Source organism: Cryobacterium inferilacus (assembly GCF_019599185.1).
Taxonomy (GTDB): Bacteria; Actinomycetota; Actinomycetes; order Actinomycetales; family Microbacteriaceae; genus Cryobacterium; species Cryobacterium inferilacus.
The window spans coordinates 69,770-91,307 of record NZ_JAIEUL010000012.1; the positions used below are offsets into that span (position 1 = coordinate 69,770).

19 protein-coding genes and 1 tRNA gene are annotated in these 21,538 nt (G+C 67.9%); 6 read left to right on the plus strand and 14 right to left on the minus strand.

The features are described from left to right. Positions 1-37: 37 nt before the first annotated feature. Positions 38-1,645, plus strand: a complete 1,608-nt coding sequence (locus K2F54_RS11955) for an HNH endonuclease signature motif containing protein (protein WP_220606084.1) — start codon at positions 38-40, stop codon at positions 1,643-1,645. Between the two features lie 59 nt (positions 1,646-1,704). On the opposite strand, the gene K2F54_RS11960 is transcribed toward K2F54_RS11955, so the two are convergent. From K2F54_RS11960 to aceA, 3 genes are all read right to left on the minus strand, one after another. Then, positions 1,705-2,367, minus strand: a complete 663-nt coding sequence (locus K2F54_RS11960) for a GNAT family N-acetyltransferase (protein WP_308287635.1) — start codon at positions 2,365-2,367, stop codon at positions 1,705-1,707. Positions 2,368-2,450: 83 nt separating this feature from the next. Next, positions 2,451-4,244: a malate synthase A gene (gene aceB, locus K2F54_RS11965; RefSeq protein ID WP_220606085.1), complete on the minus strand. Its 1,794-nt coding sequence runs from the start codon at positions 4,242-4,244 to the stop codon at positions 2,451-2,453. A 62-nt stretch (positions 4,245-4,306) separates the two neighbouring features. Beyond that, positions 4,307-5,671 carry an isocitrate lyase gene (gene aceA / locus K2F54_RS11970; protein ID WP_220606143.1) on the minus strand — a complete coding sequence of 455 codons (1,365 nt, stop codon included), beginning with the start codon at positions 5,669-5,671 and terminating at the stop codon, positions 4,307-4,309. A gap of 167 nt (positions 5,672-5,838) precedes the next feature. On the opposite strand from aceA, the gene K2F54_RS11975 reads away from it, so the two are divergent. Then, positions 5,839-7,365, plus strand: coding sequence for a helix-turn-helix transcriptional regulator (locus K2F54_RS11975; protein ID WP_220606086.1), 1,527 nt, complete (start codon positions 5,839-5,841; stop codon positions 7,363-7,365). A 186-nt stretch (positions 7,366-7,551) separates the two neighbouring features. Here the strand turns inward: K2F54_RS11975 and K2F54_RS11980 are convergent, their stop codons facing one another. The 4 genes from K2F54_RS11980 to K2F54_RS11995 all read right to left on the minus strand — a co-directional run bounded on the left by K2F54_RS11980 (position 7,552) and on the right by K2F54_RS11995 (position 11,598). Next, a complete protein-coding gene (locus tag K2F54_RS11980; protein ID WP_220606087.1) occupies positions 7,552-8,013 on the minus strand; it encodes a MarR family winged helix-turn-helix transcriptional regulator in 462 nt (153 codons plus the stop codon). A gap of 140 nt (positions 8,014-8,153) precedes the next feature. Then, on the minus strand, positions 8,154-8,996 hold the full coding sequence (locus K2F54_RS11985) for a transglutaminase family protein (RefSeq protein ID WP_220606088.1): 843 nt from the start codon (positions 8,994-8,996) through the stop codon (positions 8,154-8,156). After that, positions 8,993-9,922 (minus strand): alpha-E domain-containing protein, encoded by a 930-nt coding sequence (locus K2F54_RS11990; RefSeq protein WP_220606089.1) that lies wholly within the window; start codon positions 9,920-9,922, stop codon positions 8,993-8,995. The genes K2F54_RS11985 and K2F54_RS11990 overlap by 4 nt, the downstream gene beginning before the upstream one ends. Then, positions 9,916-11,598, minus strand: a complete 1,683-nt coding sequence (locus tag K2F54_RS11995) for a circularly permuted type 2 ATP-grasp protein (protein ID WP_220606090.1) — start codon at positions 11,596-11,598, stop codon at positions 9,916-9,918. Before K2F54_RS11995 ends, K2F54_RS11990 begins: the two co-directional genes overlap by 7 nt. Positions 11,599-11,885: 287 nt before the next feature. Between K2F54_RS11995 and K2F54_RS12000 the strand changes: the two genes are divergently transcribed. Beyond that, positions 11,886-13,559, plus strand: coding sequence for an ATP-binding cassette domain-containing protein (locus K2F54_RS12000; RefSeq protein WP_220606091.1), 1,674 nt, complete (start codon positions 11,886-11,888; stop codon positions 13,557-13,559). A 42-nt stretch (positions 13,560-13,601) separates the two neighbouring features. On the opposite strand, the gene K2F54_RS12005 is transcribed toward K2F54_RS12000, so the two are convergent. The 6 genes from K2F54_RS12005 to K2F54_RS12030 form a co-directional block, all read right to left on the minus strand. Further along, positions 13,602-14,345 carry a GntR family transcriptional regulator gene (locus K2F54_RS12005; protein WP_308287636.1) on the minus strand — a complete coding sequence of 248 codons (744 nt, stop codon included), beginning with the start codon at positions 14,343-14,345 and terminating at the stop codon, positions 13,602-13,604. A gap of 90 nt (positions 14,346-14,435) precedes the next feature. Then, positions 14,436-15,125, minus strand: a complete 690-nt coding sequence (gene rplA / locus K2F54_RS12010; protein WP_220606093.1) for a 50S ribosomal protein L1 — start codon at positions 15,123-15,125, stop codon at positions 14,436-14,438. A 137-nt stretch (positions 15,126-15,262) separates the two neighbouring features. Then, positions 15,263-15,694, minus strand: coding sequence for a 50S ribosomal protein L11 (gene rplK / locus K2F54_RS12015; protein ID WP_220606094.1), 432 nt, complete (start codon positions 15,692-15,694; stop codon positions 15,263-15,265). Between the two features lie 127 nt (positions 15,695-15,821). Then, positions 15,822-16,802, minus strand: coding sequence for a transcription termination/antitermination protein NusG (gene nusG / locus K2F54_RS12020; RefSeq protein WP_220606095.1), 981 nt, complete (start codon positions 16,800-16,802; stop codon positions 15,822-15,824). Positions 16,803-16,917: 115 nt separating this feature from the next. Further along, positions 16,918-17,190 (minus strand): preprotein translocase subunit SecE, encoded by a 273-nt coding sequence (gene secE, locus K2F54_RS12025; RefSeq protein WP_220606096.1) that lies wholly within the window; start codon positions 17,188-17,190, stop codon positions 16,918-16,920. A 42-nt stretch (positions 17,191-17,232) separates the two neighbouring features. Then, positions 17,233-17,305, minus strand: a tRNA-Trp gene (locus K2F54_RS12030). Between the two features lie 152 nt (positions 17,306-17,457). Here K2F54_RS12030 and K2F54_RS12035 point away from each other — a divergent pair. After that, complete coding sequence (locus K2F54_RS12035; RefSeq protein ID WP_220606097.1) at positions 17,458-18,699, plus strand: pyridoxal phosphate-dependent aminotransferase; 1,242 nt, start codon at positions 17,458-17,460, stop codon at positions 18,697-18,699. Between the two features lie 3 nt (positions 18,700-18,702). On the opposite strand, the gene K2F54_RS12040 is transcribed toward K2F54_RS12035, so the two are convergent. Beyond that, positions 18,703-19,578, minus strand: coding sequence for a hypothetical protein (locus tag K2F54_RS12040; RefSeq protein ID WP_220606098.1), 876 nt, complete (start codon positions 19,576-19,578; stop codon positions 18,703-18,705). A gap of 113 nt (positions 19,579-19,691) precedes the next feature. On the opposite strand from K2F54_RS12040, the gene K2F54_RS12045 reads away from it, so the two are divergent. Together K2F54_RS12045 and K2F54_RS12050 are read left to right on the plus strand one after the other, a co-directional pair. After that, on the plus strand, positions 19,692-20,588 hold the full coding sequence (locus K2F54_RS12045) for an ABC transporter ATP-binding protein (protein WP_220606099.1): 897 nt from the start codon (positions 19,692-19,694) through the stop codon (positions 20,586-20,588). Beyond that, positions 20,585-21,487, plus strand: a complete 903-nt coding sequence (locus K2F54_RS12050) for an ABC transporter permease (protein ID WP_220606100.1) — start codon at positions 20,585-20,587, stop codon at positions 21,485-21,487. Before K2F54_RS12045 ends, K2F54_RS12050 begins: the two co-directional genes overlap by 4 nt. Positions 21,488-21,538: the final 51 nt, after the last annotated feature.

Sequence of the window (21,538 nt, forward strand, 5' to 3'; positions counted from 1 at the left end):
GAGCGTCAATGTCGGTGGTAGCTGAGAGGATCTCAGTATGAGTAGCCCAGACCAGGCACCACCGCCAGTTCCGGATGATGACGACTACTCTCCGGAACCCGCCCCACCCGGATCCACCCCCACCGCTGACCACCCGCCCGGGCCCGATCGAGCCGATCCCGACTGGGTGCGCACGGAGCTGGTGCGGCGCACCGAGCTGATCGCGGCCGAGCACCGTGCCATCGCCCAAGCCCAGGCCCGGCAAGCCGAACGGCTGGTGGAACTCCAGCTCTGGAGCGAGGACCCCCAGGTGGCGTCCCGCCTGCAGGGCAGCCTGGAAGCCATTCGCCTGGCCGACCGGAACGCCGCGACGCTCAGCGCGTGTCAGGCCCGGGCGGTCGCGTTCGGCCGGTGGGAGGACCGGGAGGTGGCGAGGCGCACGATCGTGAGCGAGACCGCATGCCTGCTGAACCTGCACGAACGCACCGTGGAACGACTGCTGGACGAGTCGCTCTGGCTCTACTCCACCACGGCCACGTTCGAAGCCCTCTCGGCCGGGGAGATCAGCTACCCGCACGCCAAGGCGCTGATCGACCAGATGCGCACCCTGCCCGAGGCCGACCAGGCCGCGTTCGAAGACGCGGTGTTGCCGCACGCGAAAACCCTGCCGGTGGGCCGGTTCACCAACCGGGCCCACCGGCTACGGGAGAGACGCCACCCGGAGTCGATCGTGACCCGCACGACGAATGCCCTGGCCGAGCGGCACACCCGGTGGGAACCCGCCGCCGACGGCATGGGCTGGTTGCACTGGTACGGCACCGCGCACGACACCAAATCCGCCTTCGACCGCATCGACAGCACTGCCAAGACCCTGCAGAAGCTCGGCGATCCCGGCGCGGGAACGGGCTCGGGCTCGGGCTCGGGCTCGGGCTCGGCACCGGGGTCGGCGGCAGAGCGGGTGGAGGCCGAGCAGCAGCGCAAGCGCGGCCTCGCGCAACTTCGAGCGGACATCACCCGCGCTCTGCTGCTGGACGGTGTCACGCCCGATGGCCTTGGCGCCGGCATCCGCGGCACGGTGATGATCACCGTGCCCGTGCTGACTCTGCTGGGCCAAAGCGACGAACCCGCCACCCTCGAGGGGTATGGGCCGATCTCCCCGGAGACCGCCCGGGAAATCGCCGCCACCGCGCCCAGCTTCACCCGGCTGCTCACCCACCCCGAAACCGGCGTCGTGCTCTCGCTGGGGAAAACCCAGTACAAGAACACGAAGGCCATGAAGAAGTGGTTGCGGATGCGCGATGAGACCTGCCGGTTCCCGGGCTGCTCCCGGCCGGCGGTGACATCCGATGTCGATCACACCAACGACTGGGCCAACGGGGGAAAAACCGACTGCGACAACCTCGCCCATCTGTGTGAAGCCCACCACCGGCTCAAACACCTCTCCCGATGGCAGGTCGTTCAGGAACCGGGCGGGGTGCTGCTCTGGACCTCCCCCGGCAAGCGCAGCTACCGCACCGACCCGGCCAACCCCGTCGCACCACCCCGACCCAGACCCCCGGTCGTCACACCTAAATCCCGCAAACGACCCGCCGCGACGAGCTACCTGATGCCCGAACGACCCCAACGTCGCCCGTCACCACCGGTACCCGAGAACCCGCCGTTCTAGGAACACGTTGGCCGCTACCGAGGTCCGCATTCACTGGCCCAGCGTGGGTCCCCTGATCGTTAGAGGGCGCGCTCCAGTACGTAGTCATCTTCATAGCGCTCGCCCACCAGAAACCGCTTGATGCCCACCTGCATGAAGCCGTGTTTGCCGTAGAAGCGCAGGGCACGTACGTTCTCCTGGTTCACCCCGAGCCAGGAGCCGGCCGCCCCGCGCCCACGCGCGGCGTCGAGCGTGGCCGTCATCAGCGCGGCGGCCGTGCCACTTCCGTGCGCCTCGGCGCGCACGTAACACTTGCTGAGTTCGGCGGTGGGACGAATGCGAATCGCGCCGGCGGCATCCGCGTCGTGGGGTTCACCGAAGACCAGCATCGTGTACCCGGCGAGGGCGCCCACGGCATCTTCGGCCACGAGCAGGAGCCGATCGGGGTCGGCGAGAAAGGCCTCGAAATTAGCGGGAGCGAGCACGTCGCGCAGGAACGCGGCGATGGCGTCGGCGCTGGTGTGCGGCGGGCAGGCGAGCGCGAAGGTGGCGGCGGCCACTTCGGCGAGCGCCGCGGCCTCATCCGGGCGGGCGGGCCGCACGTGCACCTCGGCAGTGGGCTGCGCGGCAGCGTGCAGGGGCGTGGCTGGCGGGACCGTCGCGGGCGGGACGGCAGCGGGCGGGACGGCAGCGGGCGGGCTGCTGGCGGGCGGCGTGGTGTCTGGCGGCGTGGTGTCGGTCACAATCCCAGCTTCACAGCCCGCGCGCCGACACGCAAACGGCCCCGTCGGGGTACCGACGGGGCCGTTCGGGTGCGGCCGAGCGCCTACAGGTAGCGGGCGTACGCGGCGACGGTGAGGAAGGTCGGGAACTCGGGTTCGAGTGCCGCGGACCTGAACACCTCCAGGGCGTCGTCGAACCTGTCCCCGGTCGTGCGGGGCAGGGCCGCCATTTCCTCGCCGACCAGCCCGGCCACCCAGCCGGCGTCGATCTTGCGCCCATCATCCAGTGCCGAGCCGTCGTGGATCCACTGCCAGATCTGCGACCGGGAGATCTCCGCGGTCGCGGCGTCCTCCATCAGGTTGTCGATGGCCGCCGCGCCCACGCCGCGCAGCCAGGATTCGATGTAGCGCAGGGCGATGCGCACATTGTCGCGCACCCCCGCCTCGGTGATCTGACCGCCGGCAGAGGCCACATCCAGCAGGTCGGCCGCGGTCACCCGCACCTCGTCACGGGTGCGCTCCAGCTGGTTGGGCCGGTCACCGAGCACCGCATCGAACTCGGCCCTGGCGGTGGGGATGAGGTCCGGATGCGCCACCCAGGTGCCGTCGAAGCCGTCGCCGGCCTCGCGGCGCTTGTCGGCGGCGACCTGCTCGAGTGCCCGTTCGGTCACGGCGGGGTCGCGCCGGTTGGGGATGAAGGCGCTCATCCCGCCGATCGCGTACGCGCCCCGTTTGTGGCAGGTGGCCACAAGCAGCTCGGTGTACGAGCGCATGAACGGCACCGTCATGGTGATGTCCTTGCGGTCGGGCAGCACGAACCGGCGACCCCTGGCCCGGAAGGTCTTGATGATGCTGAAGATGTAGTCCCACCGCCCGGCGTTCAGGCCCGCGCAGTGGTCGCGCAGTTCATAGAGGATCTCGTCCATTTCGAACGCGGCCTGGATGGTCTCGATCAGCACCGTGGCCCTGATCGTGCCGTGCCCGATGTTGAGGTGGTCCTCGGCGTGGCTGAAGATGTCGTTCCACAGCCGCGCCTCGAGGTGGCTCTCGAGCTTGGGCAGATAGAAGTACGGGCCGCTGCCGTTCTCGATCAGCCGGCGGGCATTGTGGAACGCGTACAGGCCGAAGTCGACCAGGCTGCCGGAGGCGGGCATCCGTCGGTTGGCCCGGTCCACGAAGGTGAGGTTCTTCTCCACCAGGTGCCAGCCGCGGGGCCGCATGACGATGGTCGGGGTGGTGCCGGGGCGGGCGCCGTCCTGGCGACCGGCGGGGGCGCCGGTCACCCGGTACGCCTTGCCGTCCGGACCGTCGTACGACAGGGTGCCGCGCACCGCGTCGAACAGGGTGAGCTGGCCCTCGATCACGTTGGCCCAGGTGGGGCTGGTCGCGTCCTCCTGGTCGGCCAACCAGACGGCCGCGCCGGAGTTGAGCGCATTGATGGCCATCTTGCGGTCGGTCGGACCGGTGATCTCCACCCGGCGGTTCTCCAAGCCGGGGCCGGGGCCGGCCACCCGCCAGGACGGGTCGCTGCGGATGTGCGCGGTCTCGGGCAGGAACCGCGGATCGCGCCCGTTCGCGGCATCCACCCGGGTCTGCAGCCGCGCGGCCAGGAGGTCGTGGCGGGTGCCGGCGAAGCGGTCATGCAGTTCGGCGAGGAACTCGAGGGCCTCCGGCGTGAGGATCTCGTCGTAGCGGTCGCCGAGCTCCCCGGTGATCTCGAGGTGCGGGTGGATGGTGGTGAAACTGCCGGTACTGGTCTCCCCGAACGCGCGCCCGGTGGTCGAGCCGATCCCGGTGGTCGAGCCGATCCCGGTGGTCGAGCCGATCCCGGTGGTCGAGCTTGTCGAGACCCGGCGAGTGCTGCTCGGTGGCGCTGGTGACAGCGGTGGTGTGGTCATGATCGTGTCTCCTCTGAAGCGATGCGAATGTCTGAAGCGATGCGAATGTCGGGGCGGGCCGGCTAGAACTGCTCGGCCTCGGTGGATCCAGCCAGCGCGAGGGTGGCGCTGGTCGGGTTGAGCGCGGTGGCGATCCGGTCGAAGTAGCCGGTGCCCACCTCCCGCTGGTGGCGGGTGGCGGTGTAGCCGTCGACCTCCGAGGCGAACTCGGCCTCCTGCAGGTCGACGTATGCGCTCATCTGACGCTCGGAGTAGTCCTTGGCCAGGGTGAACATGGAGTGGTTGAGGGCGTGGAAGCCGGCCAGCGTGATGAACTGGAAGGCGTACCCGCAGGCCGCGAGCTCACGCTGGAACGCGGCGATCTGCTCGTCGTTCAGGTGCGACTTCCAGTTGAACGACGGCGAGCAGTTGTAGGCGAGCTTCTTGCCGGGGAACCGGGCGTGGATCTCCCTCGCGAAGCGCTGGGCCAGGGCCAGATCTGGCTCACTGCTCTCCACCCAGAGCAGGTCGGCGTACGGCGCGTAGGCCAGGCCGCGCGCAATCACCACGTCGGGTCCGTTCGCCGTGTCGTAGAACCCCTCGGCGGTGCGGCCGCCGGTGAGGAAGCCCTGGTCGCGCTCGTCGATGTCGCTCGTGATGAGGGTGGCCGCGAGCGAGTCGGTGCGAGCGATGATGATCGTGGGCACGCCGGCGACATCCGCCGCCAGCCGGGCCGCGTTGAGGGTGCGGATGTGCTGGCCGGTAGGCACAAGCACCTTGCCGCCCATGTGGCCGCACTTCTTCTCGCTGGCCAACTGGTCCTCCCAGTGCACGCCGGCCGCGCCGGCCTCGATCATCGAGGCCATCAGCTCGTAGGCGTTCAGCGGGCCGCCGAAACCGGCCTCGGCGTCGGCGACGATGGGCGCCATCCAGTCGATGCCCTCGCCGTTGTTGGTGGCATCGGCCCCGGATGCGACCGCCTCCGCTCCCTCGATCTGGCCGGCCCGCAGCAGCGCGTTGTTGATGCGCCGAACCACGGCAGGAACCGAGTTCGCCGGGTACAGCGACTGGTCGGGGTAGGTCTGGCCGGAGAGGTTCGCGTCGGCGGCGACCTGCCAGCCGGACAGGTAGATGGCCTTGAGCCCGGCGCGCACCTGCTGCACGGCCTGGTTGCCGGTGAGCGCGCCGAGAGCGGCGACCCACTCGGGGTTCTCCGGGGTGCCGTTCTGGTGAATGAGCTCCCAGAGCTTCTCGGCCCCACGGCGGGCCAGGGTGCGCTCCTCCCGAACGGCTCCGCGCAGGGCGATCACGTCCTCCGCCGTGTAGTCGCGGCGGACCCCCTCCCAGCGCGGGTCGGCGGCCCATTCCAGGGCGAGCTCTGCGGCCGTCTGGGTCTGGTCGCCGGGGCGGGCGGCGGATGCGGCGCTTGATGCGGTGGGGTTGGTCATGGTGTTCTCCTCGGTCAGCGTCATTGCGGAACTGGTGCGGAACTGGTGCGGCTTCTGTGCCTGCACCCACTCTGCGGCGCATCATCGTCGGCAAGCCGGGCCCGATCCGAAGAAGAAAACCTGTTCTTCCGGTTGTGTGAACAATCACCGCATGTGACCATGAGCAGATGGTCACCGTCGATCCCAGCTCACCCTCCGCCGCCGCGCCCGCCCGGCCCGCAATCGCCCCGACCCCCGCCGCAGGTGGTGCCGATCCGGGCGAAACGGGTCTGGATGCGCTCACGCTGGGCCGCCGCATCCGGGACCGCCGGCACCGGCTCGGCCTCACCCTCGACACCCTGGCCACAGCCGTTGACCGGGCCCCGTCGCAGATCTCGATGATCGAGAACGGCAAACGCGAACCGAGGCTCTCGATGCTGCGGCTGATCGCGGCAGCCCTCGACACCACCGTGGACGAGCTGCTCCGCACCGACGCGCCGACCCCCAGGGCCGCCCTCGAGATCGCGGTGGAACGCGCCCAGCGCGGCCCGGTCTTCACCGCCCTGGGCCTGCCCCGCTTCCGGGTCGGCCCCGGCCAGCCCGACGACACCCTGCAGACCATCCTCACCCTGCACAACGAGATCGAACGGCTGCACCGGGAGCGGGCCGCCACCCCGGAGGAGGCCAGACGGGCCAACGCCCAACTACGCGCCGAGATGCGCGCGCGCGACAACTACTTCCCCGACCTCGAGGCCCAAGCCCTCGAGCTCCTCACCGCCGTCGGGCACTCCGGCGGTCCTGTCTCCCAGCAGGTGGTGGCCGACATGGCCGCCCATCTCGGCTTCTCCCTGCACTACGTCACCGACCTGCCGCACTCCACCCGCTCGGTCACCGACAAGCACAACGGCCGAATTTACCTGCCCACCGAGCAGTCCGCCTCCCGCGACAGCCGCTCCCCGATCCTCCAAGCGTTCGCCAGCCACCTCTGCGGGCATGCCGAACCGAAAAGTTACGCCGATTTTCTGCGCCAGCGGGTGGAGACCAATTACCTCACCGCGGCCATCCTGCTACCCGAAACCGACACCCTGCGGCTGCTCAACGACGCCAAGGCCGCCCACCGTATTTCGCTCGAAGACCTGCGCGATGCGTTCTCGGTCTCCTACGAGACCGCCGCGCACCGGTTCACCAACCTGGCCACCGCCCGGCTGGGCATCCCGGTGCACTTCATGAAGGTGCACGAGTCGGGCACCATCATCAAGGCCTACGAGAACGACGACGTGCAGTTCCCCTCCGACGCCCTCGGCGCCGTCGAGGGCAGCACCGTCTGCCGCAGCTGGACCGCCCGCACGGTCTTCGACGTGCCGGACCGGTTCAGCCCCTGGTACCAGTACACCGACACCCCCGCCGGCACCTTCTGGTGCACCTCCCGCATCGAGAAGGCCAAGGAGGGCGACTACTCGGTGAGCGTGGGTGTGCCGTTCGCACACGTCAACTGGTTCCGCGGCCGGGAGACCGCCAACCGGGCGGTATCCCGCTGCCCGGACGAATCCTGCTGCCGCCGCGCCCCTGCAGATCTCTCCGGTCGCTGGCAGGGCCAGGCCTGGCCGGTCGCCCGCACCCCCACAAGCCTGCTCGCGGCGTTGCCCACCGGCACCTTCCCGGGTGTCGACCCCACCGAGGTCTACCAGTTCCTCGAGGCCCACGCCCCCGACTAGATCCGCCGACTTGCCGGAAACCGCCCCTTCATCGCACCCGAAGGGACCTTATGCGGCAACTCGCGACAGTGCAGTTCGCCGACTTGCCGAAAATGCCCCTTCAGCTCGCCCGAAGGGCGAACTTTGCGGCAACTCGCGACAGTGCGCTGGCGAGCGGGGCGAGGGATGGGCGGATGCGCGCTGCTGTTAGAGCGCGGCGCGGGCCAGGTCGGGCAGGCGGTGCAGGGCATCGACGAGGGGGCCGAGCTCCGGCTCCTCCTCTGCGGCGGCGAGCGCGCCGGCCAGGGCCTCGTCGTAGGCCGGGCGGGCACGGGCGAGCAGGGCCTTTCCGGCCTCGGTGAGTTCGGTGTAGATCCCCCGCCGGTCATCGGCACAGAGGATGCGCGTGAGCAGCGCCCGGTCCTCCAACCGGTTCACCAGCCGGGTCGTCGCACTGCTCGACAGCGCCGCGGCGCGAGCCAGCTGCTGCATCCGCATGTGCCAGCCGTGCTGCCGACTGAGGGCGTCGAGCACGGTGAACTCGACCACAGAGAGGTCGAACCCGGACTGCAGGGCCCGCTCGAGCACGGTCTCAATGCGACCGTGCAACGCGGCCAGCGTGCGCCACCCCTGCGCCCGAACCTCCACGGCGTCGTCTTCGATGCTCATGCGTGCTGCTCCCTCGACCCGACCTGACCTGACCCTGACAGGACCAGACCCAACCCGGCCTGACCCGACACACTCGCGCAAGTACAACGCGCTTGCAACTACCAGTGTAGGCAGATCGGGCGTCCAGGCCCGCCCCACCGCTACGACTCCCGGGTGATCTCCACCTTCACGAACAACTGTGACCCGCCAGAGCCGGCGTAGACGCCGCGCAGCGGTGCGATGTCGTTGTAGTCCCGGCCGCGGCCCACGGCCACGTGCCGGTCACCGATGTCGATCTGGTTGGTGGGGTCGTAGCCGCGCCAATCCCCGCAGAACCACTCCACCCAGGCGTGCGATTCGCCCGTGACCGTCTCGCCGATGTCGGCCTGCGGTTTGGGGTGCAGGTAGCCGGACACATACCGGGCCGGAATGCCCGCCGACCGGAGGGCGCCGAGGGCGACGTGAGTGATGTCCTGACAGACACCACGCTTATCGGCCCAGGCCTCCCGCGCATTGGTTTTCACCCCGGTGACCCCCTGCACGTAGGCCATGTTCTCGCCCACGAACCGGCAGATCTCCTGCGCCGCGTCGCACGGGTCGAGCCGGCCGGCGATCTCGGCGGCAGCCGCCACCACATCCGCCGGCGGTTCGGTGAGCGCGGTCTGCCAGGACTGCTCCACCGAGGAGGTGGACCTGGCCACCAGGGCCGCCAGGTCCTCCCACGGCATCGGGTGCAGCAGATGCTCCCGCGGCGACACCTCGACGAGGCTGTTGGCGGTCAGGGTGAGTTCGCCGTGCGGGGTGAGCACCTCGAACGACGACACCCTGGTGCCCCAGTAGTCCACGTAGTTGTGGTTGCTCGAGAGCGGGCTGATGTCCAGATTGGAGTACAGCACGAACTGGTCGGGTGAGGTGACGGGCAGCATCCGCGCCTCGTTGTACGACGTCGCCACCTCGCCGTTGTAGCGGTAGCCGGTGGTGTGCCGGATGCGCAGCCGCTTCATGACGCCTCCCCCGTCCAGGTCGGCACCGCGCTGGTCGGGAAGTACCGGTTGCCGATCGACTCCGACGCCGTACTGGTGGCGTCCTGCACCATGTCCATGTGTCCGGGCAGGTCACCCAGGATTTCCATGATCGGCCGGTACTCCAACTGGCTGCGGATCTGGCCGAGGATGCGCTGCGAGGAATCGGAGACGCCCACCCGGTCGGTGCGCGGCTCGAGTTCCTGCAGGCATTGCTCTGCGCGGGTGATCGAGTACACGATCGACCGGGGGAACAGGCGGTCCAGCAGGAGGAACTCGGCCGCGTTCCGCGCCGACGGAACCCCGCGGTAGGTGCGCAGGTACGATTCGTACGCGCCGCAGGAGCGCAGAATGGTGGTCCAGGACGGCCCGCTGTTCTCGGTCAGCGACCGGGTGGCCAGGAGCCTCGCGGTCATATCGGCCTGTTCCAGGCTGCGTCCCAGGGTGAAGAACTGCCAGGCGTCGTCCCGGCTGGCGCTGGATTCGACGATCCCCACGGCCAGGGCCGCCCGCTCGCGCACCCAGCCGAAGAAGTCATGGGTCTTGGCGCTGGCGACGTTCCTCGGCATCTTCGTGTAGGTGGTGTTCAGGCACTCCCACAGTTCGGTCGACACGATCTCCCTGGCCCGGCGCGCGTTCTCCCTGGCGGCGCCGAGCGAGTACGCGATCGACGACGGATGCGTGCGGTCGGCCGCCAGGGTCGCGAGCACGTCCTTGCGGGTGAGGTCACGGTTCGGCGGAACCGGGCTGCCCATCAGGTGCAGCAGCGACCGGCAGGCCAGGTTCTCCTCGATCCACGGGTCCTCCAGCAACAGCTGCAGGTGCACATCCAGGATGCGCGCCGTTCCGTCGCTGCGTTCGATGTAGCGGCCGATCCAGAACAGGCTCTCGGCGATGCGGCTCAGCATTCGAGGGTCCTTTCAGCAGTCGGGAGAGTGCGTTGTTGCTGTTGTTGTTGCTGTTCCTGGTCCTCGTCGCCCGGCGGGGTGTCCTGCGGGGAATGATCGACGACCCGGGGCGGGATGATCGAGATCGACTGGGTGTTCGCGGCCTGTTCGTTGACGAGGCCCTGGATGTTGCGGGCCGAGCCGGTGTTGCCGAAGTCGGGCTCGAGGCCGATCACCCAGGTGTCTTTGGACCCGCCGCCCTGGCTGGAGTTCACCACGAGTTCGCCTTCGGGCAGGGCCACCCGGGTGAGGCCGCCAGGCAGCACCCAGACATCTGACCCGTCGTTGACGGCGAAGGGGCGCAGGTCGGCGTGCCGGGGCCGCATGCCGTCCTCGACGAGGGTCGGGATGGTGGACAGCTGCACCACCGGTTGGGCGATCCAGCCCCGCGGGTCCCTGAGCAACTGCTGCCGCAGGGTCGCGAGCTCCGCCTTCGTCGCCGCCGGGCCCACCACGAGACCCTTGCCGCCGGAGCCGTCGACGGGTTTGACCACGAGCTCGTCCAGCCGGTCCAGCACCTCCTCGAGGGCCAGCGGGTCTTCGAGCCGCCAGGTGTCGACGTTGGGGATGATCGCGTCCTCACCGAGGTAGTACTTGATCAGCTCTGGCAGGTAGGTGTAAACGAGCTTGTCGTCGGCGACCCCGTTTCCCACGGCGTTCGCGATGGTGACGTTGCCCAGCCGCGCCGCCATCAGGATGCCTGGCGATCCCAGCTGGGAGTCGGCGCGGAACTGCAGTGGGTCGAGGAACTCGTCGTCGACCCTGCGGTAGATCACATCCACCCGGGTGGGACCGGCGGTGGTGCGCATCCACACCCGTCCGCCGGAGCAGAACAGGTCGCGGCCCTCGACCAGCTCGACACCCATCAGGCGGGCGAGCAGGGTGTGCTCGAAGTAGGCGGAGTTGAACACGCCGGGGGTGAGCACGACGATGTTCGGGTCGTCGACGCCGGCCGGAGCGGAGGCGCGGAGGGCCTGCAACAGCTTGTTGGGGTAGTCACCCACCGGGCGTACCCGCATGGAGACGAACAGCTCAGGCAGGGTCTGCGCCATCACGCGTCGGTTGGAGATCACATAGCTGACACCGCTGGGCACCCGCACGTTGTCTTCGAGTACCCGCCAGGCGCCCACCTCATCACGGATGAGGTCGATCCCGGAGACCTGGATCCGCACGTTGTTCGCCGAGGTGATTCCGGCGGCCTGCCGGTGGAAGTGCTTGGAGGAGGTGATCAGCCCGGCCGGGATCACGCCGTCCCGCACCGCGGCCTGGGGGCCGTAGATGTCGGCGAGGAAGGCCTCGAGGGCCAGGACCCGCTGTTTGATGCCGGCCTCGACGTTCAGCCATTCCGGCTGCGCGATCACCCGGGGCACCGCGTCGAGCGGGAACGGCCGTTCCTCTCCGGCGAAGTCGAAGGTGACCCCCTGGGCGAGGTAGGAACTGGCCAGCGCATCGGTGCGACCGCGCAACTCCTCCTGCGTCATCTTGGCCAGCGCGCCGTACACGTCCTTGTACGCCGCTCGCGCCTCGGTCGGTGACAGCGAGGACGGATCGGGGAACATCTCGTCCCAGGCCGAGGTCTGACCCCGCTCGCGGGGTGGTGCGGAGGTAGCGCCATAGCCACTGAAGAGGTCAACCATGTCTGGATGCTAGTCGCCCGGTGTTGCCAGTTTGTTTCCTACTCGTGGCGCGTCGAGAAGGCAGCGCGCCGAGGCACCGACCGGCCAAAACCTGCCCCGTCCCCGTTCTGAGACCGCCCCCCGCAACTCCGACTGCATACAACAAACCGTCGTGGAGCCGGTATTTCCGGAACAAAATCGTGCAATGTGCACCGAGTTGTGCCTTTTTTGCATACAGTTAGCAGCAGTTCGATTCTGACGTCCACGTCGTTTACGTTTCGGCAGCACCAACCTGGATTCGAGTACTCATGCGCGCTGTTGCGGGGCCCCGCCGCTGGGTGGGTGTGCTGATCCTGTCGGTGCTGGCGGCCGGCGTCCTCCTCCTGGTGTCCTGGCTGATGAGTCCCCCCGCAGCGCTCCTGCAGGCTCTCTCCGGCCGCCTTCCCCTGGCAACGGCCGGCACCGTGATCTCTCCCCTGATGTCGGGCATCCTGGGCGTCGGCGGCGGCCTGCTGGCCGCGCGACACGACCGACAAACCGACAGAAGACTGCGCAGCCTGGTTATCGCCGGAGTCTGTGTCTGCCTGCTCTGGATGGCCCTGGTGAGCACATTCTGGTTCATGGTCCAGGGGGAACTGATGACACTGCTCGGTCCCGGCGCGGGTGGCCGGGCCGGAGTCAGCGTGCTGAGCACGCTACTCATCCCCTCCACCATCATCGTGTTCGGCGCCGCGGCCGTCATCGCGCTGCGGGTGCGCACGGCGACCCGGCTGGTGGCGCTCGAGGGGCACGTCTTGACGGCCCACGGCCGTGGCCTGCCTACCACCGGTCTGGTCCTCCGCCGCGTGTTGCAGCGCACGATGCCCGCGGTCCTGTTCGTGCTGATCGTCGAGTTCCTCACTCTCTACGCCGGCTCCCTGGCCGTACAGACGGTTTTCACCACGCCCACCGTCGCCGCCGCCCTGCCTCCTCTCCTGCCGTCCGAGAGCCTGCCGTTCGTGCTGAGTGCTGCCCTCCTGTGCATTATCGGCGTGATCGTGGTCGGCGTCGCCCTGGCGACGAACCACTGGGATGAGCCAACGCCGCCGGTTCAGACCGCGACCGCGGTCGCCCTGCCATCCATGCGCTTCCGCTCCACCGATTTCCTCGACATCCGGGAGCTCTGCCTCGTCCCCGTCGCGACTCCCCAGCGCGGCGATCCCCTGTCGGGCATCAGCCTCACCGTCAGCCGCGGTCAGAGCCTGGCAGTCGTGGGCGATGCCAAGGACGGCACTTCCCTGCTCTGTCTGGCCATCGCCGGCCTGCTCCCACCCGGCTTCGGCCGAGTCACCGGTTCCATCCTTTTCGACGGGACCGAGCTCATCGGCATCTCCGAACGTCGCCTTCGGCAGCAGCGCGGGCACGGCATCGGTTTCCTCACCTCGCCAGACACCTTCGGATTGGATCCGGACATTCGGATCGGAGCCCAGCTGAGCCGGATAGCCGCCAGCTGGCCGACGACATCCCGCGCACGTACGCAAGACCCAGACCTCCTCGCCGAGGTCGGGGTCACAGACGCTACCGCCGTCCTCGCGGCGTACCCGCATCAGGTGTCCGGCGTAACGGCGCAGAGGGTGCTGCTCGCGGCGGCCCTCATCCGTGAGCCTCGGCTGCTCATCGCCGACCATCCCACCCGGGGACTCGATGCCGCGGACGAAGCCGGTTTCCTCGACCTGCTGCACGGGCTCCAGCAGACACGCGGGTTCACCGTCATTCTGGCGTCGGACCGGGTCTCGAACGTACTGCGCTGCGACCGGGTCGCGGTCATGCACGAGGGCACCATCGTCGAGTACGCCTCCGCCCAGGAACTGCTCACAGCGCCCCAGCATCCGCACAGCAGGCATCTTCTCGCCGCAGGCCCGTCCGCCGGCCCGCGCAGCGTCGGCCCGCGCACCGTCGGCCCCGGTTCCGTCAACCCGGCTGCACCTACCCTGGAGGGCTGAACCGGCCGGCACGGACCTGCTGACCGGACGGATCCGACCGGATCAGTGTTCGGTCAGGGCGTTCCTGGCCCCCAGGATGTGCGACCGCATGGCCACTTCGGCCCACAGCGCGTCTTTGGTGCGAAGCGCTGTGAGGATGTCGCGGTGCTGGTGATTGCTCCGAGCCCGAAACTGCACTCCCTGCCGCCGGAACGCATCCGCCATCAGTGGCACCCTGGCCACGTTCGTCGTGAGGGCCATCAGCTGAGGAACGCCGGATGCCTGCACGATGATCCGATGGAATTCGGCGTTCAATCGACCCAGCTCCGAGATGCCCGCGTCGTCGACTGCGGTCACGAAGGGCTCCATCGTGTCGATGAGGGCGGCCAGGGTGGTCAGCTCGTCGGTGGTGATGAGACCGGCGGCCAGCCCGGCGGCGCGGCTCTCCAGTCCGGCCCGCACCACGTAGGTTTCGCGCACCTGGTCCATGGTCCACGCCACGACTGTGGCACCGCGATGGGGAACGAACGCGACCAGACCGGCCTCGGCCAGGCGCCGCAACGCTTCCCGGACCGGCGTGCGGCTGACGCCCAGCTCCACCGCCAGCGCCTGTTCCCGCAGCATGCTGCCGGCGCGCAACTGCCCAGAGAGTATCCGCGCACGCAGCGTCAGAAAGACGGTTTCTCCACCGGTAGCCAGCACTTTTTCCTTCCGATGCGTGGGACGTGGTCCCGTTTCTTTGACTGTGGCACACTCCGACGCCGGCGCGGACCCACACACCGCCAATGCCGCCCGGCCTCCCCCCACTTTGGGGGTTCCAGGTGCCCCAGGGTACGACAAAGGGCCCGTCTTTCGACGGGCCCCATGGCTACTGCTGGTGGTGCGTGAAGCGGATGCTTAGATGCTGTTCACGTCGAGCGGGATGCCAGGACCGAAGGTGGTCGAGACGGCGCCCTTGGTGATGTAGCGGCCCTTGGAGGAGCTCGGCTTGAGGCGAACGATCTCCTCGAGTGCTGCACCGATGTTCTCGTTGAGCTGGTCGGCGGTGAAGGATGCCTTGCCAACGACGAAGTGCACGTTGGAGTGCTTGTCGACGCGGAACGCGATCTTTCCACCCTTGATGTCGTTCACGGCGCGAGCCACGTCCGGCGTCACGGTGCCGGTCTTCGGGTTGGGCATGAGACCACGCGGGCCCAGAACCTTACCGAGACGACCGACCTTGCCCATGAGCTCCGGAGTGGAGACGGCGGAGTCGAACGAGGTGTAGCCGGCGGCCACCTTCTCGATGAGCTCGTCGCCACCGACCTCGTCGGCGCCGGCAGCGATAGCTGCCTCAGCCGCGGGGCCCGTTGCGAAGACGATGACGCGGGCGGTCTTGCCGGTGCCGTGAGGAAGAATCACGGTGCCGCGGACCATCTGGTCTGCCTTGCGCGGGTCGACGCCGAGCTTGAGCGCGACCTCGACGGTGGAGTTGAACTTGGCGGAGCCGGTCTCGCGAGCGAGGGTGACGGCTTCGGTGGGGGTGTAGAACTTATCGGCTTCGATCTTCTCGACCGCAGCGCGGTAGGCCTTTGACTTGGTTGCCATTTTGAATCTCCTGTAGATGCATGTGCTGAGAGCGTGGTTTTCGTGAGCCTGGCTGGCTCTTCCACTTGGTGCCTGTCGGCCGATCGGATCGATCGGGCCTGTCGGCGAAGTGTTCGACGAATCGAACGTGAGGGGTATTAGCCCTCGACCGTGATGCCCATGGAGCGAGCGGTTCCGGCGATGATCTTCGACGCAGCGTCGAGGTCATTGGCGTTGAGGTCAACCATCTTGGCCTCGGCGATTTCGAGAACCTGTGCCTTGGTGAGCTTGGCAACCTTGACGGTGTGCGGGGTTCCGCTGCCCTTGGCGACGCCGGCGGCCTTCTTGATGAGCTCCGCTGCGGGCGGGGTCTTCAGGATGAACGTGAACGAACGGTCGTCGTAGACGGTGATCTCCACCGGGATGACGTTGCCGCGCTGGGATTCGGTCTGGGCGTTGTATGCCTTGCAGAATTCCATGATGTTCACGCCGTGCTGTCCCAGCGCCGGCCCGATGGGCGGTGCGGGGTTGGCGGCGCCGGCCTTGATCTGAAGCTTGATCAGACCAGTAACCTTCTTCTTCGGTGCCATGTTCTATTCCTTTTCAATGATCGAACTCAGATCTCGCTCATCCAGCCAGTTCGCTGATCGAGCGTGTCGAGATCCGTGTTCTCCCGCGTCCCCGGCATTTCCGGGGGGCGGTGGTTTGGGGAGGTTGTTAAAGCTTGGTGACCTGGTCGAAGCTGAGCTCGACCGGGGTCTCACGCTCGAAGAGCGACACGAGCACGATGAGCTTGCCGCTCTCGGGCTTGATCTCGCTGATCGAACCGGGCAGGCCCGCGAACGAACCTTCCTTGATCGTGATGGTCTCGCCGATTTCGTAGTCGATCTCGGCGGGAAGAACGCGCTGGGCGGCCTTGCCGGGGGCACCGGACTTGGTGACCGGCACATCCTTGATCTCGACCAGGCCCTTGAGCATGCCGAAGGCTTCTTCGAAACGCAGCGGGGTGGGGTTGTGCGCGTTGCCCACGAAGCCGGTGACACCGGGGGTGTGGCGCACGACGGACCAGCTGTCTTCGTTGAGGTCCATGCGCACCAGCACGTAGCCGGGGATGCGCACTCGGGTGACCATCTTGCGCTGGCCGTTCTTGATCTCGACGACGTCTTCCATCGGAACCTCGACCTGGTAGATGAAATCTTCCATGGCCATGGACTGCTTGCGGTTCTCGATGTTCGACTTCACGCGGCGTTCGAAGCCGGCGTAGGAGTGAATGACGAACCACTTGCCGGGCTGGAAGCGCAGTTCCTTGCGGAAGGCTTCGTACGGGTCCTCGTCTTCGGGCTCTGCGTCGGCGTCGGCGTCGGCGTCCACGGCAACGGATGCGTCGCCGTCGATCTCTTCCTCGTCGTTGACGGCAACAACAGCGGCCTCTGCCTCGTCGGCGGAGTCGATGTCGAGTGCGTCGTCGACGATGGCGTCTGCCTCGGGGTCGCTGGACTCGACGAGGGCGTCGAGCGCGGCGTCGAGATCGACTTCGATATCGGCGTTCTCATCTTCGACGTGCAGGGCGACCTGCTCGGCTGCTTCGACGGAGGTTTCGTCGGCGGCGAGGGTGTTGCCCTCCTGCGCCTCGTCGTCGTTGGCGGACTGCTCGGCAGCGGTGGCCCAGTCGACGTCGTCGCGATTGGTCTCAGTCACTAAATATCAATCCTTCTTCTATTGCGTGGGCGTGAGGCTGCACCGGGTGTTGCTCACAGTTCCACGTTCATGATCAGTCGGCCATGATCAGTCGGCGCCGCTCACGCGGCACGAGTCAACTGGGAGTGCCGAATAGGAATGTGACGAGGAGTGCGAACACCCAGTCAAAGGCCGAAACCAGCGCCATCATGATCACGACGAAAATGAGAACCACTGCGGTGTAGCTGAGCAGTTCCTTGCGGGTCGGGGTGACGACCTTGCGAAGCTCGGCGAGGACCTGCGAAATAAACAGGGACAACCGAGCGAACGGACCGCGCTTTGCTTCGCGGGCCACTTTCGCGTTGGCGACGATTTCCTCGCTGGGTTCGTCGATAACTTTTCGGGCCACCTGTTACACCTTTCGTGGGCCAATGGACAGACCACCGACTTGCAGGGCGGACAGGACTCGAACCTGCAACCTGCGGTTTTGGAGACCGCTGCTCTACCAATTGAGCCACCACCCTATGCAGCGAAACCGTGAGGCATCCGTGCGACCAAAACAGGCGCAAAGAAGCTTGGCAGATTTCAACTACCGGATCGAGTCTAGGTTACCGCGAGTGCCCTGTAAAGCCAGCGCCCCTGTTCCTCGCCCTCGGCGGCCCCGTATGCTCGTACCGTGGCACACGACATCAAACGGATCTCCACCAGAATCGGCTCCATCGCGGAGTCCGCGACCCTCAAGGTCGACGGCAAGGCCAAGGCGCTGCAGGCGGCCGGCCGGCCGGTGATCAGCTTCGCGGCGGGCGAGCCCGACTTTCCCACCCCGCCCCACATCGTCGAGGCCGCGCTGGCGGCCGTGACGGACCCCCGAAACCACCGCTACACGCCGGCGGCCGGTCTGCCCGAGCTGCGGGAGGCCATCGCCGCGAAGACGCTGCGTGACAGCGGCCTCGCCGTGCCGGCATCCAGGGTGCTCGTCACCAACGGCGGCAAGCAGGCCGTCTACCAGGCCTTCGCCACCCTGCTCGACGCGGGCGACGAGGTGCTACTGCCCACGCCGTACTGGACCACATACCCCGAGGCGATCCGTCTGGCCGGCGGCGTCCCCGTCGACGTGTTCGCCGGCAGCGACCAGGGCTACCTCGTCACCGTGGAGCAGCTCGAAGCCGCTCGCACCGAGAAGACCAAGGTGCTCCTGTTCGTGTCGCCGTCCAACCCCACCGGGGCCGTCTACTCCGAGGAGCAGACCCGCGCCATCGGCGAGTGGGCCGAAGAACACGGGCTCTGGGTGATCAGCGATGAGATCTACCAGAACCTCACCTACCCTTCGACAAGCTCAGGGCAAGCCTCGACAAGCTCAGGGCAAGCGACAAAAGCTGTCTCGATCGTCGAGGCGGTTCCCGCCCTGGCCGACCGCACCATCCTGGTCAACGGCGTCGCCAAGACCTACGCCATGACCGGCTGGCGGTTGGGTTGGATGGTGGGGCCGCAGGATGCGATCACCGCCGCGGCCAACCTGCAGTCCCACCTCACCTCGAACGTGTCGAACATCTCCCAGCGCGCCGGCATCGCCGCATTGAACGGCCCGCAGGACGACGCAGAGGCCATGCGGGTCGCATTCGACCGCCGCCGCACACTCATCGTCGCCGAGCTCAACAAGATTCCCGGCATCCGCACGCCTACCCCGCAGGGAGCGTTCTACGTCTACCCCGACGTGACCGGGCTGCTCGGCCGCAGCTGGGGTGGAGTCACCCCCACCTCGTCGCTCGAACTGGCCGACCTCATCCTCGACCAGGCCGAGGTGGCCGCGGTCCCCGGTGAGGCCTTCGGCCCCAGCGGGTTCCTGCGACTGTCATACGCGCTCGGCGACGACGCGCTCCTGGAGGGCATCCAGCGCCTCCAGAAGCTCTTCGCCTAAGCCTTACTCGACGAGCACCTGCAGGCCGGCGCGCAGCTCCTCGAAGGGGCTGTCGCCGGCGTCGACCAGAGCGGTGGGGCAGGTCACGACGACGTACATGAACGATTCGGCCTGCGGCATCGCCCGACCGGCGATCTGGTTGGTGTAGTTCAGCTGCAGGTTCGGGTCGACGAAGTCGATCCGGCTGGTGACGAACTCGATGCGGCCCTGGCCATCCGGGGTGGAGAGGGCGAAGTCGGTGCTGTCGAGGTCACCGATCAGCTCGGCCCCCGTGCCGTTCTCCAACACACCCTGTTCGAGTGCTTCCATCGTCGCGAGGGTGTCGCTCAGGTCATCCGTCGCCTCGAGGTCCTGGGCCGGCTGCTTGTTCTGGGATGACGTGAACATGCAGTCGAGCTCTTCGTTGGTCGACTGGTTCACCCCCTCCTGGTCGAAGATGACGATCTCCCAGCCGTCCTGCATCGGGTAGCCCCAGATCGGGAACGCCCCACCGAAGTCGGCCTGGTCGTCCACGGCGAGGAGCGCCCCGTCCGCGACGCCGGCGCCGGGCGTCGCCGAGGGTTCTGCGCCATCGGTGGGCGGCGCGGTCTCCGTGGGCTCACCGGTTGGCGCTGCGACCGGCTGATCTGCGCCCTCGTTGGCCGTGACAGCGCCGATGACCGAGTTGACCACGATCGCGACGACAACCACGAACGCGATCATCACCAGCGCGCCACCACCGATCAGGAACCAGGCCCAGCGCGGCAACCCGCGTCGACTCGGGGCCACTGGCGGGGTGGGACCGCCGTAGACGGCGTCGGCGACGTCCGGTGCAGCGGCAGGTGCCCCGGTTTCGGCCGGGTTGGCCGGTTCGGCCGGATTGGTCGGTTCGGTCGTCATGGTGTCCCCCAAAAGATTTGTTGAAGAACCTTATCGGCATCCACCGACCGGTGGATGCCGTGGTCGGTCGGCAGGGTGTTGCCGCATGAGACTCCTGGGGCGACTCTGAGTACATGACAACTCCCACTCCGGCGGTGCGCGTGACGCGACTGAGCAAGTCCTATGGCGACGTCGACGCCGTCACCGACATCAGCTTCGACATCCAGCCAGGTGAAACGTTCGCGCTGCTCGGCCCGAACGGTGCGGGCAAGAGCAGCACCATCGAGATCCTCGAGGGTTACCGCGACCGTTCCGAAGGCGACGTCTCCGTACTCGGTGAAGACCCCCAGCACGGCGGTCTGGACTGGAAGGCCCGCATCGGCATCGTGCTGCAGTCCAGTGGCGAGAGCGGCAACGCAACGGTGACCGAACAGCTGCGTCACTTCGCAAGTCTCTACCCGCACCCACGCTCGGTCGACGAGGTGATCGCCGCGGTCGGCCTCGAGTCCAAGGCCAAGACCCGCATCCACAAGCTCTCCGGCGGGCAACAGCGCCGGGTGGATGTGGCGCTCGGCATCATCGGACGGCCGGAACTCCTGTTCCTGGACGAACCGACCACGGGCTTCGACCCCGAGGCGCGGCACCAGTTCTGGGACCTCATCCGTTCGCTCAAGGCCGAGGGAACCACCATCCTGCTCACCACGCACAACCTCGACGAGGCCGCCGAACTCAGCGACAGGGCCGGCATCATCGTGGGCGGCCGGCTGATCGACATCGGCACCATCGGCGAGCTCGGCGGCCCCACCGCCCGCATCCCGCTGGTGCGGTGGCGTGACGGCACCGGTGCGGTGCGGGAGCAACGCACGGACACCCCCGCCAGGGTCGTGGCGGAACTCGCCGCCGCGGCCGGGGGCGAGCCGGCCGATCTGCAGGTGCTGCGACCCAGCCTCGAAGACATCTACCTCGGCCTGGTTCGCCGGCACGCCGCCGAGACCGCGACCAGCCCGGAGAACGCGGAGGTGCTCGCATGAGCGCGACCCTGAACACCCAGCCAGGCGGGCAGCCCGCGAAGGCCCCCCAGGGCAAGACTCGCACCGACCGGGTCCGCACGGCCCGCCGCGGCGTGCTGCCGCTCGGGCTGGCCCGCATCGGCTTCGAGATCCGGCTGTACTTCCGTTCCACCGACACCGTCTTCTTCACCTTCCTGTTCCCGTTCATCATGCTGGGCATCTTCACCGCCGCGTTCAGCGCCCAGGGCAACATCGGCACCAACCCGGACGGCTCCGGCGGCATCAGTGTGGGCGCTTATTACCTGCCCGGCATGCTGGCGGCTGGGATGCTGCTGTCCGGGCTGCAGAACCTGGCGATCGACATCGCCGGCGAGAAGGGCGATGGCACCCTCAAACGGCTCGGCGGCACCCCGCTGTCGCCGCTGAGCTACTTCATCGGCAAGATCGGCCAGGTGCTCGTCACGGGCATCCTGCAGGCCGTTCTGCTGTTGCTCGTGGCCAGGTTCGCGTTCGACATCGCCCTGCCTACCGAGCCGGAGAAGTGGCTCACCTTCACCTGGGTGTTCCTGCTCGGCGTGATCACCTGCGCGTTCCTGGGCATCGCACTCTCCGCCCTGCCACGGTCTGGCCGCAGCGCATCCGCCGTCGTGATCCCGATCGTGCTGGTGCTGCAGTTCATCTCCGGCGTCTACCTACAGTTCAACGCGCTGCCGGAGTGGATGCAGAACGTCGCCGGCCTGTTCCCGCTCAAGTGGATGGCGCAGGGGATGCGCGCCGTCTTCCTGCCAGAGAACTTCGCCGCCCAGGAGCAGAACGGGGCGTGGGAACTGGACCTGGTGTTGCTCGCCCTGCTGATCTGGCTGGTCGTGGGGCTGGTCGGCAGTCGCCTGACCTTCCGCTGGATCCGCAAGGACGCCTGATGCGCCCGGGGCACCCGATGCGCCGTGGGCACCCGATCCGCCAGGGGCATG

Excerpts from the sequence above, each read along its gene's own strand:
- K2F54_RS11955 (WP_220606084.1), top strand. The coding sequence starts at position 38 with ATGAGTAGCCCAGACCAGGCACCACCGCCAGTTCCGGATGATGACGAC.
- aceB (WP_220606085.1), bottom strand. The coding sequence starts at position 4,244 with ATGACCACACCACCGCTGTCACCAGCGCCACCGAGCAGCACTCGCCGG.
- aceA (WP_220606143.1), bottom strand. The coding sequence starts at position 5,671 with ATGACCAACCCCACCGCATCAAGCGCCGCATCCGCCGCCCGCCCCGGC.
- K2F54_RS11975 (WP_220606086.1), top strand. The coding sequence starts at position 5,839 with ATGGTCACCGTCGATCCCAGCTCACCCTCCGCCGCCGCGCCCGCCCGG.
- K2F54_RS11980 (WP_220606087.1), bottom strand. The coding sequence starts at position 8,013 with ATGAGCATCGAAGACGACGCCGTGGAGGTTCGGGCGCAGGGGTGGCGC.
- K2F54_RS11985 (WP_220606088.1), bottom strand. The coding sequence starts at position 8,996 with ATGAAGCGGCTGCGCATCCGGCACACCACCGGCTACCGCTACAACGGC.
- K2F54_RS11990 (WP_220606089.1), bottom strand. The coding sequence starts at position 9,922 with ATGCTGAGCCGCATCGCCGAGAGCCTGTTCTGGATCGGCCGCTACATC.
- K2F54_RS11995 (WP_220606090.1), bottom strand. The coding sequence starts at position 11,598 with ATGGTTGACCTCTTCAGTGGCTATGGCGCTACCTCCGCACCACCCCGC.
- K2F54_RS12000 (WP_220606091.1), top strand. The coding sequence starts at position 11,886 with ATGCGCGCTGTTGCGGGGCCCCGCCGCTGGGTGGGTGTGCTGATCCTG.
- rplA (WP_220606093.1), bottom strand. The coding sequence starts at position 15,125 with ATGGCAACCAAGTCAAAGGCCTACCGCGCTGCGGTCGAGAAGATCGAA.
- rplK (WP_220606094.1), bottom strand. The coding sequence starts at position 15,694 with ATGGCACCGAAGAAGAAGGTTACTGGTCTGATCAAGCTTCAGATCAAG.
- K2F54_RS12040 (WP_220606098.1), bottom strand. The coding sequence starts at position 19,578 with ATGACGACCGAACCGACCAATCCGGCCGAACCGGCCAACCCGGCCGAA.
- K2F54_RS12045 (WP_220606099.1), top strand. The coding sequence starts at position 19,692 with ATGACAACTCCCACTCCGGCGGTGCGCGTGACGCGACTGAGCAAGTCC.
- K2F54_RS12050 (WP_220606100.1), top strand. The coding sequence starts at position 20,585 with ATGAGCGCGACCCTGAACACCCAGCCAGGCGGGCAGCCCGCGAAGGCC.